Source organism: Pseudarthrobacter siccitolerans, from assembly GCF_001046895.1.
GTDB classification, from domain to species: domain Bacteria; phylum Actinomycetota; class Actinomycetes; order Actinomycetales; family Micrococcaceae; genus Arthrobacter; species Arthrobacter siccitolerans.
The window spans coordinates 16,085-34,574 of the sequence record NZ_CAQI01000038.1 but is presented as its reverse complement, the minus strand read 5'-3'; the positions used below and the strand labels follow the sequence as shown (position 1 = coordinate 34,574).

Annotated in this window: 16 protein-coding genes and 1 pseudogene; 6 read left to right on the top strand and 11 right to left on the bottom strand. The window is 59.1% G+C overall.

Annotated features, from left to right (window positions below):
* Positions 1 to 55: 55 nt before the first annotated feature.
* The 4 genes from ARTSIC4J27_RS07375 to ARTSIC4J27_RS23155 all read right to left on the bottom strand — a co-directional run bounded on the left by ARTSIC4J27_RS07375 (position 56) and on the right by ARTSIC4J27_RS23155 (position 3,760).
* On the bottom strand, positions 56 to 994 hold the full coding sequence (locus ARTSIC4J27_RS07375; protein WP_050054568.1) for a type II secretion system F family protein: 939 nt from the start codon (positions 992 to 994) through the stop codon (positions 56 to 58).
* Entirely contained in the window at positions 994 to 1,851 is an 858-nt protein-coding gene (locus ARTSIC4J27_RS07370) for a type II secretion system F family protein (RefSeq protein ID WP_407681123.1), read from the bottom strand. The genes ARTSIC4J27_RS07375 and ARTSIC4J27_RS07370 overlap by 1 nt, the downstream gene beginning before the upstream one ends.
* Positions 1,848 to 3,071: a CpaF family protein gene (locus ARTSIC4J27_RS07365; protein WP_050054567.1), complete on the bottom strand. Its 1,224-nt coding sequence runs from the start codon at positions 3,069 to 3,071 to the stop codon at positions 1,848 to 1,850. Before ARTSIC4J27_RS07365 ends, ARTSIC4J27_RS07370 begins: the two co-directional genes overlap by 4 nt.
* Positions 3,072 to 3,373: 302 nt before the next feature.
* Complete coding sequence (locus ARTSIC4J27_RS23155) at positions 3,374 to 3,760, bottom strand: hypothetical protein (RefSeq protein ID WP_235436591.1); 387 nt, start codon at positions 3,758 to 3,760, stop codon at positions 3,374 to 3,376.
* Here ARTSIC4J27_RS23155 and ARTSIC4J27_RS07360 point away from each other — a divergent pair.
* Positions 3,753 to 5,798, top strand: a complete 2,046-nt coding sequence (locus ARTSIC4J27_RS07360; protein WP_235436590.1) for a lysozyme — start codon at positions 3,753 to 3,755, stop codon at positions 5,796 to 5,798. The genes ARTSIC4J27_RS23155 and ARTSIC4J27_RS07360 overlap by 8 nt on opposite strands.
* A 402-nt stretch (positions 5,799 to 6,200) precedes the next feature.
* Here ARTSIC4J27_RS07360 and ARTSIC4J27_RS07355 read toward each other — a convergent pair whose 3' ends face one another.
* The 6 genes and pseudogenes from ARTSIC4J27_RS07355 to ARTSIC4J27_RS23530 all read right to left on the bottom strand — a co-directional run.
* On the bottom strand, positions 6,201 to 7,463 hold the full coding sequence (locus ARTSIC4J27_RS07355) for a lipopolysaccharide biosynthesis protein (protein ID WP_161799557.1): 1,263 nt from the start codon (positions 7,461 to 7,463) through the stop codon (positions 6,201 to 6,203).
* Entirely contained in the window at positions 7,460 to 8,581 is a 1,122-nt protein-coding gene (locus ARTSIC4J27_RS07350) for a glycosyltransferase family 4 protein (protein WP_152683805.1), read from the bottom strand. The genes ARTSIC4J27_RS07355 and ARTSIC4J27_RS07350 overlap by 4 nt, the downstream gene beginning before the upstream one ends.
* Before the next feature lie 18 nt (positions 8,582 to 8,599).
* Positions 8,600 to 9,628: a glycosyltransferase gene (locus tag ARTSIC4J27_RS07345; protein ID WP_050054563.1), complete on the bottom strand. Its 1,029-nt coding sequence runs from the start codon at positions 9,626 to 9,628 to the stop codon at positions 8,600 to 8,602.
* Positions 9,629 to 9,639: 11 nt separating this feature from the next.
* Positions 9,640 to 11,064 carry a sugar nucleotide-binding protein gene (locus ARTSIC4J27_RS07340; protein WP_050054562.1) on the bottom strand — a complete coding sequence of 475 codons (1,425 nt, stop codon included), beginning with the start codon at positions 11,062 to 11,064 and terminating at the stop codon, positions 9,640 to 9,642.
* 3 nt (positions 11,065 to 11,067) lie between these two features.
* Positions 11,068 to 12,066, bottom strand: coding sequence for a dTDP-glucose 4,6-dehydratase (gene rfbB / locus ARTSIC4J27_RS07335; RefSeq protein WP_050054561.1), 999 nt, complete (start codon positions 12,064 to 12,066; stop codon positions 11,068 to 11,070).
* A 301-nt stretch (positions 12,067 to 12,367) separates the two neighbouring features.
* Positions 12,368 to 12,883: pseudogene (locus ARTSIC4J27_RS23530) on the bottom strand (glycosyltransferase); the annotation flags it as partial.
* 214 nt (positions 12,884 to 13,097) lie between these two features.
* Between ARTSIC4J27_RS23530 and ARTSIC4J27_RS07325 the strand changes: the two are divergent.
* Genes ARTSIC4J27_RS07325 through ARTSIC4J27_RS07305 form a run of 5 tightly spaced genes read left to right on the top strand, consistent with a single transcriptional unit; the run spans position 13,098 to position 17,221 of the window.
* The gene (locus tag ARTSIC4J27_RS07325; RefSeq protein ID WP_050054606.1) at positions 13,098 to 13,856 is read left to right on the top strand and encodes a glycosyltransferase family 2 protein; all 759 of its coding nucleotides are present in this window, start codon (positions 13,098 to 13,100) and stop codon (positions 13,854 to 13,856) included.
* Between the two features lie 3 nt (positions 13,857 to 13,859).
* Positions 13,860 to 14,300: a DUF2304 domain-containing protein gene (locus tag ARTSIC4J27_RS07320; RefSeq protein ID WP_050054559.1), complete on the top strand. Its 441-nt coding sequence runs from the start codon at positions 13,860 to 13,862 to the stop codon at positions 14,298 to 14,300.
* Positions 14,301 to 14,303: 3 nt separating this feature from the next.
* Positions 14,304 to 15,191 (top strand): glycosyltransferase, encoded by an 888-nt coding sequence (locus ARTSIC4J27_RS07315; protein ID WP_050054558.1) that lies wholly within the window; start codon positions 14,304 to 14,306, stop codon positions 15,189 to 15,191.
* A gap of 24 nt (positions 15,192 to 15,215) precedes the next feature.
* On the top strand, positions 15,216 to 16,310 hold the full coding sequence (locus tag ARTSIC4J27_RS07310) for an NAD-dependent epimerase/dehydratase family protein (protein ID WP_050054557.1): 1,095 nt from the start codon (positions 15,216 to 15,218) through the stop codon (positions 16,308 to 16,310).
* Positions 16,311 to 16,321: 11 nt separating this feature from the next.
* On the top strand, positions 16,322 to 17,221 hold the full coding sequence (locus tag ARTSIC4J27_RS07305; protein WP_050054556.1) for a glycosyltransferase: 900 nt from the start codon (positions 16,322 to 16,324) through the stop codon (positions 17,219 to 17,221).
* Between the two features lie 136 nt (positions 17,222 to 17,357).
* Here ARTSIC4J27_RS07305 and ARTSIC4J27_RS07300 read toward each other — a convergent pair whose 3' ends face one another.
* Complete coding sequence (locus ARTSIC4J27_RS07300) at positions 17,358 to 18,440, bottom strand: acyltransferase family protein (RefSeq protein ID WP_050054555.1); 1,083 nt, start codon at positions 18,438 to 18,440, stop codon at positions 17,358 to 17,360.
* Positions 18,441 to 18,490: the final 50 nt, after the last annotated feature.

Sequence of the window (18,490 nt, the reverse complement as noted above, 5' to 3'; positions counted from 1 at the left end):
TACTCCTGCTTCTGTTTCCACCGTTGGTTGTTCTGGGTCAAGGTTTGTCTTCGCCTCAAAAGCCGAGGTTGATCGCGGCGATGCCGGGGAAGACCGCGAAGACCACAGTCAAGGGCAGCACTCCGAATACGAGCGGCACCATCATGGCGATCTCCTTCTTTCCCGCTGACTCCATCAGGTCGCGCTTGGCTGTATCCCGGACGTCCTGGGCCTGTGCACGGAGTACATCGGCCAAGGGAGTACCTCGCTCAACTGCCACAACGATGCCGTCCACGAACCGGACGAGAGGCGCGAGGTCTGTCCGTGCTGAGAACTCCTGGAGCGCCTGGACCAGTGGTTTGCCTGCCCTGGTTTCCGCAAGGACCTTGCTGAATTCTTTTGTGAGCTCGCCCTTGGCGCTGCGGCAGACCCTGTCCAGAGCGCCAGTGGCGCTCTCCCCTGCGCTTACTGCCAGCGCCATCAGTTCGGCGAGGCTGGGGAACTCTGCCATCATCCTCGATTCCCTGCGCTTGATCTGAACGCCCAGCCAGTAGTCGCGGAACATAAAGCCGCCGACAGCACTGCCCAGGACTGCCGTTGCGGCCAGCAAGGGGTTGAATCTGCCGGAGGCTGCGGCGAGAACGATAAAGGCCACCGAAACGGCGAACCCCGCCACTGCCCAGAGGAGTTGTTCGGCCCTGAAATCGACTGTTGACTTATTGATCCCGGCCTGCGCCAATCTTCGGGCGGTAGCTTTCGACGCGGGGTTCAGTTTGCCGAGGGCAGCCAGACCGTCGCGCAGCAGGGGGCGAAGGATCCTTTCCAGGGGACCAAAAGGCGTGACATTCTGTTCTCCACTGCGGAGCAACCTAGATTCGAGGTTTTGTGATTTCAGCTGGGGTTCGATCCGCTGCGAGAGCGTGACGGCGCGCATAAAGGGGGAACGGAAGATGACGAGCCACAGTCCGATGCCCATCAGCACTCCGCATACAACAGCGGGAGGCGAAATCTCCATCACCTAAGTACCCTTTCGTCCTGTGGCAGGGCACCGATCCTCAGCATGATCGAGTAGCAGACGAGCGAGACGACCAGGCCGCCAAGCAGGAGGCCGGCACCCACCGGCGTGTTGTAAGCCTGCACTGCCTCGGGTCTTGTTGCCAGGAGCATCATGACGATCCATGGTGCGGCGACGGCGAGCCGTGCGGCGTTTATGGTCCAGGACTGCCGTGCTTCCAACTCGCTCCGCGTTCGGGCATTTTCCCGCAGAAACTCCGCCAGTGTCCCGAGGAGCTTCCCAAGGTCCGAGCCGCCCACTTCCCTTGTCAGGCGGAGGGCTTCGACGATCCGGTCCGCAACGGGGTCAGCCAGCCTGTGCTTGAGCTGGTTAAGCGATGCTTCGAATTGGCCGCCCGCCCGGTAGTCGGCGCCGAAATCCCGGAAGACATGCCGGAGCTCTTCGGGTCCTTTGTCACCCAGCTGGATCAGAGCTTCGGGCAGGGGCAATCCGGCACGGATCGCTGAACGCAGGTGGTCGACGACGTCCGGCCAGAGCGTCCGCAGCAATGCGCTCCGCCTCTTTGCCTTCCAACGCAGGACGGTGACCGGGAGCCAGGCCCCGAAAAGCCCGAAGCAAGCTGAGATCGGCCAGGAGCGGGTCACTGCGAAAAAGATCAAGGCGACGAAAAGTCCAAGGCCCACGCAGGTTCCAACAAGGCCGGTTGGGGACACTTTCTCGATGCCAGCTCCAGCAAGGAGATCTGCGAGCCGGCTGGTCCTCTCTTTGGTTGCTGTCCGTTTCGGTGACTCCCAGAAGGACCACCAGATCAGGAAGAACCCGGTGCCCGCCGATATTCCAAGAAGCGCGGACATCATCGCGGCTCCAGCAGCGCGGCGACGTCATACCCCGCCCTGGAAAACTTCTCCTGCGCGGGCATGGAGTTGGCACGTGGCTGCAGCACGCCTTCCACCATGGTGAACACCGGAGATGATTCGATGATGCCGTTCTCCACGCGGCGGCCCAGGGACAGGATTTCCGTGACTTCACGGCGTCCGTCCGCCCGGCGGCTGCAGTGCACCACTAGGTCAATGCACGACGCGACGGTGGGGACTACGAAGGCGGAGGATATGTTCTCGCCTGCCAGAAGTGGAAGGGTGCAGATTTTGGTGACGGCGTCATGGGCTGAGTTCGCGTGGACGGTGCACATCCCTGGAAGCCCTGAATTCAAAGCGATCAGCATGTCCAGGCTTTCGGCTTCCCTGACCTCGCCCACGACCAATCGATCAGGACGCATTCGGAGAGCTTCCTTCACGAGCCGGCGCAGCGGAATTTCACCTTCCCCCTCCAGGTTTGGTTGGCGGCACTGGAGGCCGACGACGTCCCTGAGGGGGAACTGCAGTTCGAAAATCTCTTCCACGGTGATCACGCGTTCCCGGCTGCCGATGCTCGCTGCCAGGCAGTTCAGCATGGTCGTTTTGCCCGCCTGCGTCGCGCCGGAGACGAGGATGTTGAGCCCGCTGGAAACCGCAGCGCCAAGGAAACGGGCGGACTGGGGTGTCAGCGTGCCAAGCTCAACCAGATGCTCAAGCCTGCTCGCTTTGACCACGAACTTCCTGATGTTGACCGCCCAGTGCCTGCGCGTCACGTCGGGGATGACCACGTGGAGCCTTGAACCATCAGGAAGGGCGGCATCAACAAACGGTGATGACATGTCCAGCCGGCGGCCGGAACTTTTCAGCATACGCTCCACCAGATCCCGCACCTGCTGATCGGTCAGGCTGAGTGAGGTTAGCTCCGATTCGCCGTTCCTGGCGACGTAGATTTCGTTGGGTGCATTGATCCAGAGCTCTTCAATGGTGGGATCATCCAGCAGGGGCTGCAGCACGCCGAACCCGGCGACCGCGTCAAAGAGGAACTTCCGGGCGGCATCCAGTGGTCCGATTGGAGGCAGCGGCCCCATCAGGGCACGTTCGTCGTAGTCGGTTACGGCTGCCTCAACGAGGCGGCGTACTTCTCCGGCCTGGTGCAGCGGATCAAGCCCCCGGCGACGGATGAGCTCGCGGACTTCGTCCTCGACAATTGCCAGCGCGTCCATAAGTTCCCCAATACAACTGCCGCCCCCGGCGGAGGCAGTGCAACTGCGGTAAAGCCTAGGGAGCCTGGTACACGCTGCCAAGTCATATCGCGAAGCCTGTTGATAACAGTTGCTACCGATATCACATCAGCAACACAGGAACCACTGGTTACCTTGGTAACAGCAATGCTATGGTGAGCGCGTTAATTGTCGAATACCACCTGCCGAGCGACTTCCCTGGGGGAAAAATCTCAGCAGCAACCAAATGAGCGCTCGCCGGAGTGCCACATTGTTTCCGGAGCAAAAATGAAGCGGAACCTGTCTCAGTCCCGTCGCCCCACCCTGCAGTCCTTGGGAATATTGCTCTTGGCTGCCTCGCTCACAGCTGGTCCGGGCGTGGCTGGTGTTGCATATGCCGTCGAACCCGCTCCGGCACCGACAGCTTCTTCGACAGCAGGGGGCACAACGGAGACTGTGGCGCCTGCACCGGCGGTTCCATCGACGTCTCCTTCGCCTGCAGAGGCCGCTCCAGCGGAGACGCCGTCCGGCCAGCCTTCTGCAGAGGCTACGCAGTCGATGGCGGAAGCCATTGGCGTTGGTGGAGCTGAAATGGGCCAGCGGTCCGCGCGGGTCACAGCCTCATCGCCGTCCAGTTCCCTGCGGCGGCTCACCACCGAGTCGCTGTCCACCGAAGGCACGTGGATGCCCACGTTCGGTGTTCAGGGATTGGACGTCAGCGGCCACCAGCCCAGCGTCGACTGGCAGCAGCAGTGGAACATGGGCGCCCGGTTTGCCTATGTGAAAGCTACCGAAGGCAACTACTACACAAACCCCTCCTACAACTCCCAGTACCAGGGCTCACGCAGTGTCGGCATGATCCGGGGTGCGTATCACTTCGCTATCCCCAACTGGTCCTCAGGAGCGGACCAGGCCCGTTACTTTGTACAGAACGGCGGCGGCTGGACCGCGGATGGGTACACGATGCCTCCGGTGCTGGACTTTGAATTCAACCCGTACGAGGGCCGGACCATCAACGGCTTCTATTTCGGCAACACCTGCTACAACATGTCCCCCGCTCAGCTGCAGTCCTGGGTTCGGGACTTCGGCAACACCATGCAGGCGCTGATCGGGCGGCTTCCCGTTATTTACACCAACACCAGCTGGTGGAACCAATGCCTTGGCAATCCGGCGGGCTTCGGAGACTATCCGTTGTGGGTCGCTGCCTACCCCAGTTCCCCCACCAACAACGCAGGTCCCGTTCCCACCGCAAGTTGGAGCACTTACAGCATGTGGCAGTACAGCAGCACTGGGCCCTTCGCTGGTGACTCCAATGTCTGGAACGGGGACTACGCCTCCCTCACCGTCTTCGCTGGTTCAGTTCCCATGGGTTCATTTGACGCCGCCACGGTGCAACGGACAGGAACAACGACGTCACTGCAAATTCGTGGCTGGGCTCTTGACCGCGCCCTGCCTGGCGCGACCACAGAGGTGCACGCATACGTCACGGCGCCCAACGGAACAAAGACCTTGCATAAGTTCCCGGCGACGTCTTACAGACCCGACGTCCACAAGGTGCTTGGTCTTGGTGAGAACCACGGATTCGATGGCCAGATTCCCATCAACGTTTCGGGACAGTACAACATCTGTGTATTCGCTATAGGTAAGTTCATCAATCCAGGTCTCGGATGCAAGTCCGTGACTGCAGACGGCGCGGAACCCCCTATCGGCAATCTGGATGAGTTCACGGAGCAACGGTCCCCGGACAAGGAGTCCCTGAAAGTGCGGGGTTGGGCTGTGGATATGAGCCGCCCGTCCGTGGCAGCCGAAGTCCACGCTTACCTCTATGGACCGGACGGCAGCAGGACCTTCTACAAAATCCCCGCGAGCACGCCCCGTCCTGATGTGGACAGGGTGCTTGCAGTCGGGCCCAACCACGGCTTTGAAACCAGCATCGACATAAAGAAGGCTGGGGACTACCGGCTCTGTGCTTATGCCATCGGACAGTATCTTCACAAGGAAATCGGTTGTAACTCGATCCGGGTTGCTCCCGGCACGACTCCTGTGGGCACATTGGATTCTGCAAGTGTCAAGAAGACCAGGACACAGGCATCCATAACTGTACGCGGATGGGCTTTCGACTCGGGAAACACATCCGCCCAAGTCGCGGTGCACGCGTACGTGTTTGCTCCTGATGGCACCAGCACAGTTCATCAGTTCGCGGCATCAAAGGCGCGCCCAGACGTGAACAAAGTGTTCGGGATACCTGGAGACCACGGCTATGAAGCCGATCTACCTATCAGTGGTCCCGGCAGGCACCGGGTTTGTACTTACGCCATAGCGCTTAGCCCGGTTTCTCCCGGTAATCCTCTCCTTGGCTGCAGTTACGTGGAGGCAGGCTTCAGTGGCAGCCCTGTGGGGCACCTGGACTCGGTGCGGATGGAAACTGCTAACGGTGTTACCTCGATCTTGGCCGCCGGTTGGGCTGTCGACCAAGATATGCCCTACGACGCACTGAGCGTTCACGCTTACGTCACGGCGCCAGACGGCAGCGTGAGTAATTTTGCGGTAACGGCGAACCAACCACGACCTGATGTTAACCAGGTCCTGGGAATCCCTGGCAACCATGGCTATACAGCAAAGAAGGCAGTAAGCCAGCGAGGAAACTACAAGGTTTGCACGTATGCCATAGCAGCTTCACCATTCACTAGCGGGAATTCGCAATTGGGTTGCCTGAATCTGACCTTCTAAGCGGGGAGTCGGCTGTGCTGGTAACTGACAACTGCAGCCGACTCCGAGTGGAGGGTCAACGGCTCCTTACCTTCAGCCTTGAAATGAGGAACAGGCAGGACGAGCCCTAGCTAATATGCCGCTTCCTTCGCAGGTCAATCGGCCAGGTCCGGGGGCAACAGGAGTAATAGCACAAAGTCGATAAAGCAACATAAGGCCATACCATCCCCTACCAGGGCCAAGAAGCTGGCGGATCAAGAATGGGCGTGGCTAATGACGTTGATACGCTCTGGGTGGTACCGGGCGCCCTTCGCTCCCCGCTACTGTCGACAAGCATCAGCTTCGTCTATGCCATAGCTGCGTCGCCGGACAGTGTAAGGCCATGATTCAGGACCGATAAGAAGGAAAGAAATCCATCCTGTTTTAGTGAATGTCTCTCTTGCGCATAGAAACTAGCAGGCGGATGGCCGGCGGGCTAATGATCATCAGCAAAGCCAATTCGCTCAGCATGAAGCCGGCGGCGACCCCGTCCGGGCCGCCGGACCGGCCGAGAAAATACATTGCGCTTACGCCTGTGACGGCCCCTACGGCAGTACCCATAAGGACGAAGCGGGTCTTCAGAGCAGGGACAAGCAGGTTTCTAATGAGCGGAGTGGAGCAGGACACCGCAAGAAAAGCGCCCCCATAAAACCACATGGATGATGCTGTCGCCTTGGCCTCGGAACCAAATAGCAGCGAAGTTGCAAATTCGCCCACGACGCCGAGGGCAACCATACCAACAAGACCCAGAACGGTATGAGCAACAATCGCGCTGACTTGCCGCTTTGTGGCGTTTGGTGCATTGGGATCAAGTGTCCATGCCTGGAGCGTGTTCCCCAGGGTCGTGACGGTGATCAGTCCGAATCTGTAGAGCCTGTCAGCAGAGGCGATAATTCCTGCCTCAGCGGTAGTCCCCGTGGCTCCTGCCAGTGGAATCGGGGCAGATACGTAGACGCCGCCTAGTCCGTCAACCAGGGCGACCCCCAGTCTCTTTCTGAGCCCGGCCAACGTATCGCGCCAATCCGAGCCTCTAAATATTTTTGGGTGTCCAAGGCTGCGCTGCACGGCAATGAGACCTGCCGCCGTCGCCAGGATCCACAATACTGGGTAGGACCACAAGGACTGGGTCAAGAAAATGACCAGTGCGGTGAGCAGTGTCGCAGCAAGCCTTGGCAGCATGTCGAACCAGGCGATGCTCTTCGGGTCGCCTGCACCGATAAAAAACCAGTTAGGAGTCAGACCACCAAGGCTGAATGCGACAGCCATTGCCACGGTGAAAGTTTCAAAGCCTGGACCCGCGAGGAACCCGGAAATCACAGCGCAGACGGGAACAACCAGGAGAGCCAGCACCAGGCGTTCCCTTAAAGATTCGCCCCACAGTTGACGCCGATCCGAGTCAGACACTGCCGTGGCCACAAGCGCCGGCCCGAGAGTATTCCAGCCATAACTAATGACAATGCTGCCGAAGGTTCCAACTGCCTGACCCACGGACAGGCTGTACCACCCGTCGACGCCTCCCACACGGGCTGCAATGGGCAGCAGAAACAGCGGAGCCAGGGTTCCAACAAGCGGAATTACGGTGAATCCGGCGAACCTCTTTAGCAGCGGAGAACTTTGTGATCCTCTAATTCTCAATTTTGCCGTCACGATCGGCCCAGGACTGCCGCTTCAAAGCGCGAGGCCGCCAAGGCCGGCGTGTTTTGGCGCATTGCTGCCATCCCTTGCGTCGCCAAAGAATTACACAATTCGGCATCCTCCATGAGTCGCTCGACATTGGTCCGCAGGGCCTCGGCGTCCCCCACGGGTGAGAAAAGCGCTGTCCCGTCGGCATACGCCCGGACGCCACCAATATCAGTCGAAACCACAGCGCAACCGCTGGACATCGCCTCGGCAGGTGGGAGATGCCAGCCCTCAGCATCGCTCGCGCAAAGGTATATCTTCGATGACTGGTATGAGTTCCGAATTTCTGTCTTAGACGGGTTCTTGATGTGCTGAACATGGCCGCCCAAGGATTCGGGGCGATCACAGGTGCCGAAGGTCACTGCCCGGAAGTTCGGGTACTTCTCCCCCAAAGAGTTGAGCACCTGAACAATGAGATCTGCCCTCTTCCATGGCACATCTGACACCATGGCACAAACATCATTCACCCGTGCATCAGTCTCCGGCCCGGACGGGAACTCAATCGGATCAATTCCGTTCGGAATAAGATCGCAATCCTCACCCAGAGTATGCATGTGCTCTTCCAGCCACGGCGCGATGACTATCTTCTTCAGTGGAAGTTTCCACGTAGAGTCGATGAAATCCGGGGCTGCCGACCAGTCTTCGTAGTGCTGAATGAAATAGGAACCCGGAATTCCGGTCTTCCCGGCAACTGAAGCAACCAATGTTGCAGTCTGCACTTCCGTTGCGACGATGTAGTCCGTGGGGCGGACCAGACCCGGGGTAAGGAATGGCAGGGTGAGAAATTGGATTCGTTCGTCAAGCGCAAACCAGTCAGGCTTTTTATGCGGGCGGAGGCCCGCGAGAATTGAAGCGATAGGTCTACGGAAGTCTTTCACCTTGTGCCGGGCACCTTTAAGGAGCAAGGCATGCAAGAGAACGACTTCATGGCCTTGACCAGCCAAATAATTGGCGTAGGAATAAACGACCTTGTAGCCGCCAATTGGATACTTGCTGAACCCAGGCAGAACTATGGTAATTCTCGACCCCTGATTACGGCCGGCCGCAGACACAACCACTTCTGATTCCTGCTTGTTGCTGAACACTTTACTCCCGAAAACTATCTAGAGATGGGTTGAACGTGCACCGGAGGATCTTCCTCGACGCATTCCGCGGCGTGAGAACACCTCTACCGGAGCACCGGCCACAAACTCGATGAAGCATGGCAAAGCAATGTTGCCGCTGCGCAGGCCCGAAAGAAGAACCCGTGACGTAGGAACCCAGCCGTGGCCTGTTTCGAAACCTGCAAGGCCATGCTCAAGTCCGGGAGCATCCCGGGCGACCCTTGCCCGCAGTGCATCAGCCATAACCCGGCGCCAGCCGAAGCTCAGGTCATTGGCGGTCTGGAGCATCGCGAAGGGGCCGCTGCTTCCCTGGAACTTACGGGACAGGGCTGCCACATGTTCTATCGACTTGAAGATGCTCTTCCGGCCGCCGACCTCGCCGAGGACATTGCCGCCGTGCTGGACGTAGTCCTGGACAACGTCGTCAACCACAAGGGCACCACCGGTGGCTTTAGCACAGACAGCCAGCCAATGGTCGTGTACCTGGGAGACGGTATTCAAACGCGGAAAGGGCAGCGCCAGGTCCAGGAGGTCCCGCTGGAATACACATAGGCCGCCGGTCACCTGATTCTGGGCAAGGAGAGCGGCCAAATCAACGTTCTTACGCTGGGTGGATTCTGTAACAACCTCGTTGGCGGGAAGCCGGACGACCCGTGCCTGCCCGCCCACAAGGCTGACGTCATTTAAGTGCGGCAGCAGCACCTCCAGCTTGGACGGATACCAGGAATCGTCCTGGTCAGACAACGCGACCCATGCCGCTTCCGCTGGAATGTGCTGAAGGACGCGTTCGAAGTTGCCGTAGAACCCAAGCCTCTCTTCGAAGCCAAGCACTCGAAACCGCTCGTCGCCGCCGAACTCCCGGTCTACGAAGTCACGAATTTCAGCAAGACCTCCGTCCGCTGAAATGAGGCATTGGAACTGCGAGTGCGTCTGGTTCTGAATGGATCGAAGCTGGGTCTTGAACAGCTCCCAGTCCGGCTGATACGCCGCCAGGGCAATAACACCGAACGTCGATGAGTCGTAACGCATGGCCCGGGCCGCTATTCCGCGGCCGCCCGCTGGCCGAGGTACTTTTCGAGAACATCCCGGGAAGGTCGGGGTTTGAAGCCCGAGTTCTTGACTTTTGTCAGGTCCAGCACGCTGTTCAGCGGCCGTGGCGCGGCAGTCTTGCCTTTGAAGTATTCTTCGCTGCTGACACCGGTGACGGCCGACCTTGGCTGCCCCGAAATTTCGTAGACATCAGCGGCGATATCTGCCCATGACTGGGGCTCGCCGTCGTTGCTCAGGTTGTAGGTGCCATAATCTGCGCCGGATTCCAGCAGGTGCTGGATTCCTGCTGCGATGTCTTCAGTGAAGCTGAGACGGCCGATCTGGTCATTTACCACGGAGGGCTCGATGCCGCGGCCGGCGAGGTTTGCCATGGTGCGGACAAAGTTGTTCCCTTCGCCGATGACCCAGCTGGTCCGCACAATGTAGTGCTTGGGAACTACAGACACCACCGCATCGCCGGCAGCCTTGGTCTGACCGTAAACGCCCAGCGGGCTAAAGGGTTCAGATTCATCGTGGCTCTTTTGGACCCCGTCAAAAACGTAGTCGGAGGATACATGCACCAGAGTCAGGTCGTACTCGATTGCGGTCCTCGCCAGCGCCGAGACGGCAGCAACGTTGACAGCCCAGGCAGCCTCGCGGCCTTCAGGAGACTCAGCCGTGTCAACTGCCGTATAGGCGGCGGCGTTGACGATGGTGGAGTAGTTTTTCCAGTTCCGCTGCACGAAAGAGGCCTGGCTGCCAAGGTCGAACTCGGTCCGGCCTGCAAACTCGACGTTCTTGTCGGATGCGTACAGTGTCCGCAGCGCCTTGCCCAGCTGCCCGTCAGCCCCAACAACAAGAGTTTTTTTCCCGGGCATCGGAACAACGTCCGCAAGGCGCGGGTGAGCCCTGTCCTTGTCAGAAAGTTCAGCTTCGTCCAACGGAACCGGCCAGGCAATTGCCGCCGTCTCATCAGCCAGGTTGAGGAACGTATATTGGCCTTGGGCGCCGGCCGACCAGTGGTCGTTAACGAGGTATGTGTATGCCGTGTTGTCTTCCAGCGTCTGGAATGCATTGCCAACACCACGTGGTATGAATATCGCCTGGCTTGGGTCCAGTTCTGCCGTAAAAACGGTACCGAAGGATGGTCCTTCGCGCAGGTCGACCCAGGCGCCGAAAATCCTTCCGGTGGCTACGGAGATGAATTTGTCCCACGGCTCAGCGTGGATGCCTCGGGTGGTGCCTGCCTTCTCATTAAACGAGATGTTGTTCTGCACCGGGCGGAAGTCCGGCAGGCCCAAGGCAACCATCTTTTCCCGCTGCCAGTTTTCTTTGAACCACCCGCGGTTATCGCCGTGAACCGGAAGGTCGTACAGTACGACGCCGGGAATGACGGTTGGGTGCGCGGTCAGCTTTTTTGAGAACTCAATCGACATCGCTTACTGGCCCTGTTCCTTGTACTTGGCTTCAGTGGCTGCTTTCTGCGGCCGCCACCAGTCCTCGTTATCGCGGTACCAGGCGATGGTGTCTTCGATGCCTTCGTCGAAGTTGGAGAACTTGGGCTCCCACCCCAGCTCTTCGCGCAGCTTGGTGGAGTCGATGGCGTAGCGCAAGTCGTGGCCCGGCCGGTCCACAACGTGGTCGTAGGCGTCCGGGGCCTGTCCCATGTGCTTGAGGATCAGCTCAACAACGTCTTTGTTGTTCTTCTCACCGTCCGCGCCGATGAGGTATGTCTCACCAATTTTGCCCTTGGCGATGATCGCCAGAACCGCGGACGAATGGTCGTTCGCATGGATCCAGTCGCGTACGTTTTCGCCCTTGCCGTAAAGCTTCGGGCGGATCCCGTCGATCACGTTGGTGATCTGGCGGGGAATGAACTTCTCCACGTGCTGGTAAGGACCGTAGTTGTTCGAGCAGTTGCTGATGGTGGCCTGCAGCCCAAAGGACCGCACCCAGGCACGCACCAGCAGGTCCGAGCCGGCCTTGGTCGAGGAGTACGGGCTCGACGGGTTGTACGGGGTCTGTTCAGTAAACCGCTCGGGGTCATCGAGCTCAAGGTCGCCGTAGACCTCATCGGTAGAAATGTGATGGAATCGCTTGCCGTGTTTCCTGGCCGCCTCAATCAGCGTGTACGTGCCAATGATGTTTGTGTCCAGGAACGGGCGGGGATCATGCAGTGAGTTGTCGTTGTGGGACTCCGCGGCATAGTGAACCACTACGTCGGTGGTGGCAACAAGTCCGTCCACCAGTGCAGCGTCGGCGATGTCTCCGTGAACGAACGTGAAACGGTCTTCAGGCAGGCCCCGCAGCGATTCCAGGTTGCCGGCATACGTCAACTTGTCCAAGACAGTGACGTGGTCATCAGTATTTGCCAGGACGTAGTGGACGAAATTCGAGCCAATGAAGCCGGCGCCGCCGGTCACAAGGAGATTCTGCATCCAATCAGCTTACCGGCTGAGCTAAAGCCTTCTCCTCAGGTCCGTTTCGCTGTTCCTGTCGCACGCGGCGCCACGCCAGGGCCAGGCACCGGAGCAGCATAACGCGGGCCCTGATAATGACGGACAGGGAACGCCAACTCCTGGGAGTGGCGTTATCCTCATGGATCCTGCGGAGCAGGGTCGAGTCATCCAGATGGCACATGGACCCGGCCACGTTGCCACAGAGTGCCAGCCAGAGGTCGTGGGATTCAACGAGGTACTTGGGAACGGGTGTAAACAGAGGGACTACATTGCGGCGGAAGCCCATGGCACATCCGTAATAAGCCCGGTAGCCCACCAGGGTGCCGAGGATGTTCGCTGCGTGCCGTTGGCTGTCTTTGCTGGAGAGGCGGGAGATGTTCGGGCGGGCAGCATCCCCCAGCACGTCGAAATTCGAGGCAACAACCCTCGATGACTGGAGTGCGCGGAGCATCAGCTCGAGCCTGCCGGGCAGCCAAACGTCGTCCTGGTCAGCCAGGAGAATGTACTCCCCCCGGGCCGCGACTACCGCTTGTTCAAACGACTTTACATAGCCCTGATTGGCGCGTACCTCAAAAAGGCGGATCCGTTCGTCGTCGAAAGCCTTGATTTTTTGAACGGTATCGTCCGGCGATGCGTCATCCACGATCACGACTTCATCATTCGGCCCGATCTGGCTCATGACGGACTCAAGCTGTTCCTTGATATAGCGCCCGCCGCGGTAGCTGGCCAGGCAAACGCTGGCCCGGATTGCCTTGCTCTTGGCCTGCTCCGGGATGCCAACGGAATCGGTCTCCACTCTGCTCCTTCGTTATGGGAGTAGCATCGGCTCGGCGGAATAACTGTGCAGAGCCCGTCCTATCCTAGTCCGCACGGCCCAGGTTCCTGGTTGCGTTGTCCTGGTGACAGCCCCGGTACAACCCAGCTTTCACGGTTCCAATCGAGCCCCCTTGGGCCGCTGGTGCCGCGCAGCCGCCGGATCAACAGTGTGAAGTTGATATAGTTTGGACACCATGGAATCCACCCCCCATCCGCGCGTCCTGGTGATCATGCCTGCCTGGAATGAGTCGGAAGCCGTCGGTAACACAGTCCGCGAAGTGCTGAGCACAGATCCCCGATACGACGTGCTTGTTGTTAATGACGGATCTACGGATGACACCGCCGCCGTTGCTGCTGCCGCCGGAGCCACGGTACTCAACCTCCCGTTCAACCTGGGTGTTGGCGGGGCTATGCGTGCAGGGTTTAAGTACGCCCGTCGTTGCGGCTACCTCCAAGTGATCCAGGTGGACTCGGACGGTCAGCACGATCCGCGCAGCATTGACGAAGTGCTTGAGGGGCTTGCCCATGCCGACATATCAATCGGCGCGAGGTTCGCAGACCGCGGCGACTACAAAGTAACCGGACCCAGGAAATGGGCTATGCAGTTGCTGGCAAAAGTCATTTCGGGGTTGGCGAAAACGCGCCTCACCGACGTGACGAGTGGTTTTCGCGCAGCGAACCTGCGCGCTATGGATCAGTACCTCGACCACTACCCGGCCGAGTACCTCGGTGACACCATTGACTCGCTCGTCGTTGCCATCCGCTCCGGCTGCACAGTAACGCAGGTGCCAGTGGAAATGCGTGCCCGGCAGGGTGGAAAGCCCAGCCACAATCCCGCGAAGGCCGCAATATACCTCGGAAGATCGGTGTTTGCCCTGTTGTTTGCCCTCACCCGTAAGCGTTCCCACTTGGTGCAGCTGACTCCAACCTCACCACAAACGTCTGGCGCCTAGAGCATGGGTAATATCGCAGCCTTCCTGCTTGCCTTGGCGATTGTTGGCCTGGTCGTTGAAATGCTCCGACGGAAAAAACTCCGGGAGAAATACGCTGCCCTTTGGCTGATCGTTGGCGTCCTCACGCTTGTCCTGGCAGCGTTCCCGAGGATGCTCAATGTTGTTGCCGAATTCGTCGGCGTGCAACTGCCATCGAACCTTCTCTTCGCAATGAGCATCCTGATGTTGCTCGGCGTGTGCCTGCATCTTTCATGGGAAATCTCGGTCGTCGAAGATGAAACACGGACCCTCGCCGAGGAGGTGGCCATCCTGCGGGTACAGGTGGAAGACCTCAACAACCGGCAGGCCCAGGGCGTCATCCTGCCTTCACAATCGATGGCGACTTCTCCAGAGTCTCAACCCCTTGCCGCCAAGCCCGATGTACGAGATAAAGGTTCGAACTGACACATGCCGTTGGATATTTTTATTCCCTACTGGGGCGATCCGGAATATATGAAGGAAACGGTCAAGAGTGTGCTGTCGCAGGACTGCGATGATTGGCTCCTCACCGTGGTGGACGACGCCTACCCCAGCCTCGAGGTTCAGGACTTTGTCACCGCCATCGAAGATGAACGTGTCCGTTACGTCCGCAAGCCAGAAAATGCGGGGATAACGGAGAATTACCGAACCTGCGTTTCCATGGCAACAGAAGAAATGCTCGTGATCCTCGGCTGTGACGACGTCCTTCTTCCCAACTACGTCTCCACGATCCTCGACGCCCACTCCCGCTATCCGGACGCAGCCCTGATACAGCCCGGGGTGCAGGTCATTGACGAAGACGGCCGTGTAATCGTCACGCTGGTGGACTCAGTTAAGCAGAAACTCATCAAACCAAGCGGAGGCGGACGGCAACTCATGTCCGGTGAGGCGATCGCCAGCAACCTGATGCACGGTGACTGGCTCTACTGGCCATCTCTCGCTTTCCGTACTGACAAGATCCGCAAGGTGCAGTTTCGGGACGGATTCCCCATTATCCAGGACCTGGCCCTCATCATGGACATGGTCTACAACGGTGATCAACTGCTTATCGAGCCGACCGTGTGCTTCCAATACCGCCGGCACTCGAACAGCGCATCCTCCACGAAACTCGTTGATGGATCCAGGTTTGCCGGCGAGCGGGAGTATTTCGCCGTGGCAGCCGGGCAGGCACGTGAGCTTGGCTGGGACAAGGCCGCCCGCGCAGCGCAGCTGAGGCTGACATCCCGCGCCCACGCGGCGTCCCTGCTTCCCAAGGCCGTCATCGGCAAAAATACCGCCGCCGTCAAGGCCCTGGTCCGCCACACCTTCGGCAAGTAACGCCGTCGCTACGAAAGGTCCCACGTGACTTCCACTACAACTTCCGCCCGCCCTGGTGGCACTGTTCTCGTAACCGGGGGCGCCGGATTCATCGGCTGCGCAATCTCCGACGAATTGGCCAACAAATTTGACCGCCTGGTGGTCGTGGACAACCTTCACCCTCAAATACACGCAACAGGAGAACGTCCACCACAGCTGAACGCAGCGGCGGAGCTCATCGTCGCTGACGTTACTGAGGCGCAGACTTGGGACTCCGTGCTGCAAACCGTGACGCCCGACGTCGTCATCCACCTCGCTGCGGAAACCGGAACAGGTCAGTCGCTGGAGGAGTCCACCCGACACACGCACGTCAACGTCGTCGGCACCTCTCAGCTCCTGGATGGCCTTAACCGACATGGCAAGCTGCCGCGGCGCATCGTGCTGTCGTCGAGCCGTGCCGTATATGGAGAAGGCGCCTGGACCGACTCAGACGGACGCACCTTTTACCCTGGCCAGCGAACGAGCGAAACACTCGACAAGGCCCAGTGGGATTTTCCCGGCGCCTCCCCCGTCGCCATGAAGGCATCGGAAGTCTTCCCGGCACCAGTCAGCGTTTACGGTGCAACCAAGCTGGCCCAAGAGCACGTACTTCAAACATGGGCCAAATCCTATGGCGTCGAAACAGTCATCCTTCGCCTCCAGAATGTTTATGGACCCGGCCAATCGCTCATCAACCCATACACCGGCATCATGAGTCTGTTCTGTCGAATGGCCATGGGCGGCAAATCGATTCCACTGTATGAAGACGGCGAAGTCCGCCGTGACTTCATCCTCATCGACGACGTTGCCTCCGCCATCGTCGCGGGCGCTGTCTCCCCCAGTGTTCAAGGGGAGCCGATGGATATCGGCTCTGGCGAGTTCCAGACAATCGGTACAGCCGCCAAGCTCATCGCCCAGCACTACAATGCACCGGAAGCCCACGTCACCGGCCAGTACAGGCAAGGTGACGTCCGCCACGCGTGGGCCGACATTACCGCCGCTGAAAAAGTACTGGGATGGTCTCCCAAATATAATCTGGCACAGGGCATTGAACGGCTGGCGAACTGGATTGACGCCCAGCCAGACGTCAAGCCTGCCTGACCCTCAAAGGCATGAAATCCACCGCAACCGCAGCGATTGTCAGCGTTTTTAACCCTGATGAACGTATTCTCGACAACGCTTCAGCCCTGCTTTCCCAAGTCAAGCACGTGGTCATTGTCGATGATGGAAGTCCTCAGAATCCGCAGCAGATCCTGCAGGGCCTGCGGGACCTGGGCTGCACGGTCGAGAGGCTCCCCCGCAACTCCGGTATCGCTGCGGCATTGAATGCGGGAATTGAGCTCGCGCGCGGCTTACCGGAACGACCAAAGTTCATCCTGACCATGGATCAGGACAGCCTCCTTGATGAGGGTTATGTCGCGGCGCTTGAAGAAGCCGCTGTTTCTGCCGAAAAGGCAGGAGTAAGGGCTGGCCTGATCGCTCCGGCTTCCATCCGAGGCCTGCCCACCCGCCGCGCCGGTCACAAGAACGGCGTGCCTTTGGGGGGTGAGCCCATTCAGTCGGGCCTCCTGGTGCCGGTGTCAGTGATTGAAGAGATTGGGGCATTCCAAACCGAGCTTTTCATTGACGGCGTAGACACTGAGTTCTTCCTGCGGTGCGAATCAGCAGGGTTCAAGACGGTTATTGCACCCAATGCCGCGCTTAATCACACGCTGGGAACCATGACCAGGGCGAGGCTGTTGGGTGCTGACGTCTCGTTCCGCGGCGTCCCCGTGAGAGTGCGAACCGCTGCGACATGGCGGTACTACTATTTGTTCAGGAACCGGATCCTGCTAGCCCGCAAGTACTGGCGTGGGCACCCCGGGTGGGCGCTGAAAGGATTTCTGGCTGACTACCGGCACCTGGCAATCGTGACGCTATTGGCGCCCGGCCGCTTGGAACGCCTGTCCGCGGCTGCAGCCGGGATCGTCGCCGGTGTTGCCGGCAAGGCCGGGCCACGACGAACCCGCTAGGTGCGGCGCAGCACTTGGCATAAATTACCGCAGTTCTTCCAAAAGCCGGACTGCCACCAAGGAAGCCCGACAGGGTGGCTGGTAGGGCTAACGGCATCTGCCGGTCGCCGCTCCCTTGGCATTCCTGACCGGACCTTTAGACGCTCTTCTTCGCCCTGCGCATCACGGGTCTTTCGATCAAACGCCAGCTTGCGGCGGCCAAAGGCACCGTGCAGACGGTCGCTGCAAGGGTGAACCACCACACTCCCCAATGATGGGCACCGAAAACCGCTAATAGTTGCTGGACCGGGAAAGCGTAGATATAGGCCCCATAGGAGATGTCGTGCTTCGAGACTATGGCTGGCTGAGGCAGCCAAGTGGAAATCCAAAGCAGTGAGTAAGCGATAAATGGTGCTGCCAGCTGCCCACCAAATCCGGGGACCCAGAGAATCAGTGCCCCCGCGATCGCTACAGCCATAGCACCCGCCACTCTATGAATGCCTAGACGTGAACTCAGCACTTGAACCACAGCACCTCCCAGGAAATAGGGAATCAATCTGGCTGCCAGTTTAAAGTCCGCGTTGGACTGCATAAAGGGCGTCGGGATTTCCACATTCGCCCAGAGTAAGACGCTAAGTACAAAAGCCCCGATGATTGGCCAGGGAGACTTCCTGAATATCGGCAGGAACCCAAGGAATCCCACAAGCAGATAGCACATAAACTCGAAGTACAGCGTCCACAACGATCCGTTCCAGGCTCCGGGATAGGGAACCCCTGCGGGAGTCCCGGCAATGTCGTAGCTAACTATGCGCAACGACAGATTGGCGAAGATTGAATTCAGGGGTGTTGTGGGAGTGGACATAAATCCATCAAGGCTGCCCCGCTGGACGATGTAGGCAACGGGAGCAAACACAAAGGCCATTACGACAAGGCACACAATGAACGCCGGGAAAATCCGTGCCGCTCGATGAACCAAGTAGGAGCCTATTCGATTGCTAAACCTGCTTGCCGTGATGAGGTAGCCACTGATTCCAAAGAAACCTGCTACTGCCCAGCCACCCAGATTTTCGCCCTTAAAGTCCGGGCCGTTGCCGGCGCCCACTATATGCCAGCTGTGCGCGAACAAAACAGAGAAAGCGAGAACCAAACGGATAAGATTGAGGCTATTGGCCCTGGGATCGAGTGCCCGTCCTATCTGGGGAACCGGAACCGCCGCGCGCTTCAGAGTCAGATTGCTCAAACCTTTGCTTCCTTTGTGTCGGCCAGACGATCCATTCTACAGGGTTTGGC

What these genes read in the sequence shown, in the direction of transcription:
- ARTSIC4J27_RS07305 (WP_050054556.1), top strand. Translation starts at nt 16,322, where the DNA reads ATGAAATCCACCGCAACCGCAGCGATTGTCAGCGTTTTTAACCCTGAT.
- ARTSIC4J27_RS07370 (WP_407681123.1), bottom strand. Translation starts at nt 1,851, where the DNA reads ATGATGTCCGCGCTTCTTGGAATATCGGCGGGCACCGGGTTCTTCCTG.
- ARTSIC4J27_RS07375 (WP_050054568.1), bottom strand. Translation starts at nt 994, where the DNA reads ATGGAGATTTCGCCTCCCGCTGTTGTATGCGGAGTGCTGATGGGCATC.
- ARTSIC4J27_RS07320 (WP_050054559.1), top strand. Translation starts at nt 13,860, where the DNA reads ATGGGTAATATCGCAGCCTTCCTGCTTGCCTTGGCGATTGTTGGCCTG.
- rfbB (WP_050054561.1), bottom strand. Translation starts at nt 12,066, where the DNA reads ATGCAGAATCTCCTTGTGACCGGCGGCGCCGGCTTCATTGGCTCGAAT.
- ARTSIC4J27_RS07315 (WP_050054558.1), top strand. Translation starts at nt 14,304, where the DNA reads ATGCCGTTGGATATTTTTATTCCCTACTGGGGCGATCCGGAATATATG.
- ARTSIC4J27_RS07360 (WP_235436590.1), top strand. Translation starts at nt 3,753, where the DNA reads ATGCCCACGTTCGGTGTTCAGGGATTGGACGTCAGCGGCCACCAGCCC.
- ARTSIC4J27_RS07365 (WP_050054567.1), bottom strand. Translation starts at nt 3,071, where the DNA reads ATGGACGCGCTGGCAATTGTCGAGGACGAAGTCCGCGAGCTCATCCGT.
- ARTSIC4J27_RS07345 (WP_050054563.1), bottom strand. Translation starts at nt 9,628, where the DNA reads ATGCGTTACGACTCATCGACGTTCGGTGTTATTGCCCTGGCGGCGTAT.
- ARTSIC4J27_RS07325 (WP_050054606.1), top strand. Translation starts at nt 13,098, where the DNA reads ATGGAATCCACCCCCCATCCGCGCGTCCTGGTGATCATGCCTGCCTGG.
- ARTSIC4J27_RS07340 (WP_050054562.1), bottom strand. Translation starts at nt 11,064, where the DNA reads ATGTCGATTGAGTTCTCAAAAAAGCTGACCGCGCACCCAACCGTCATT.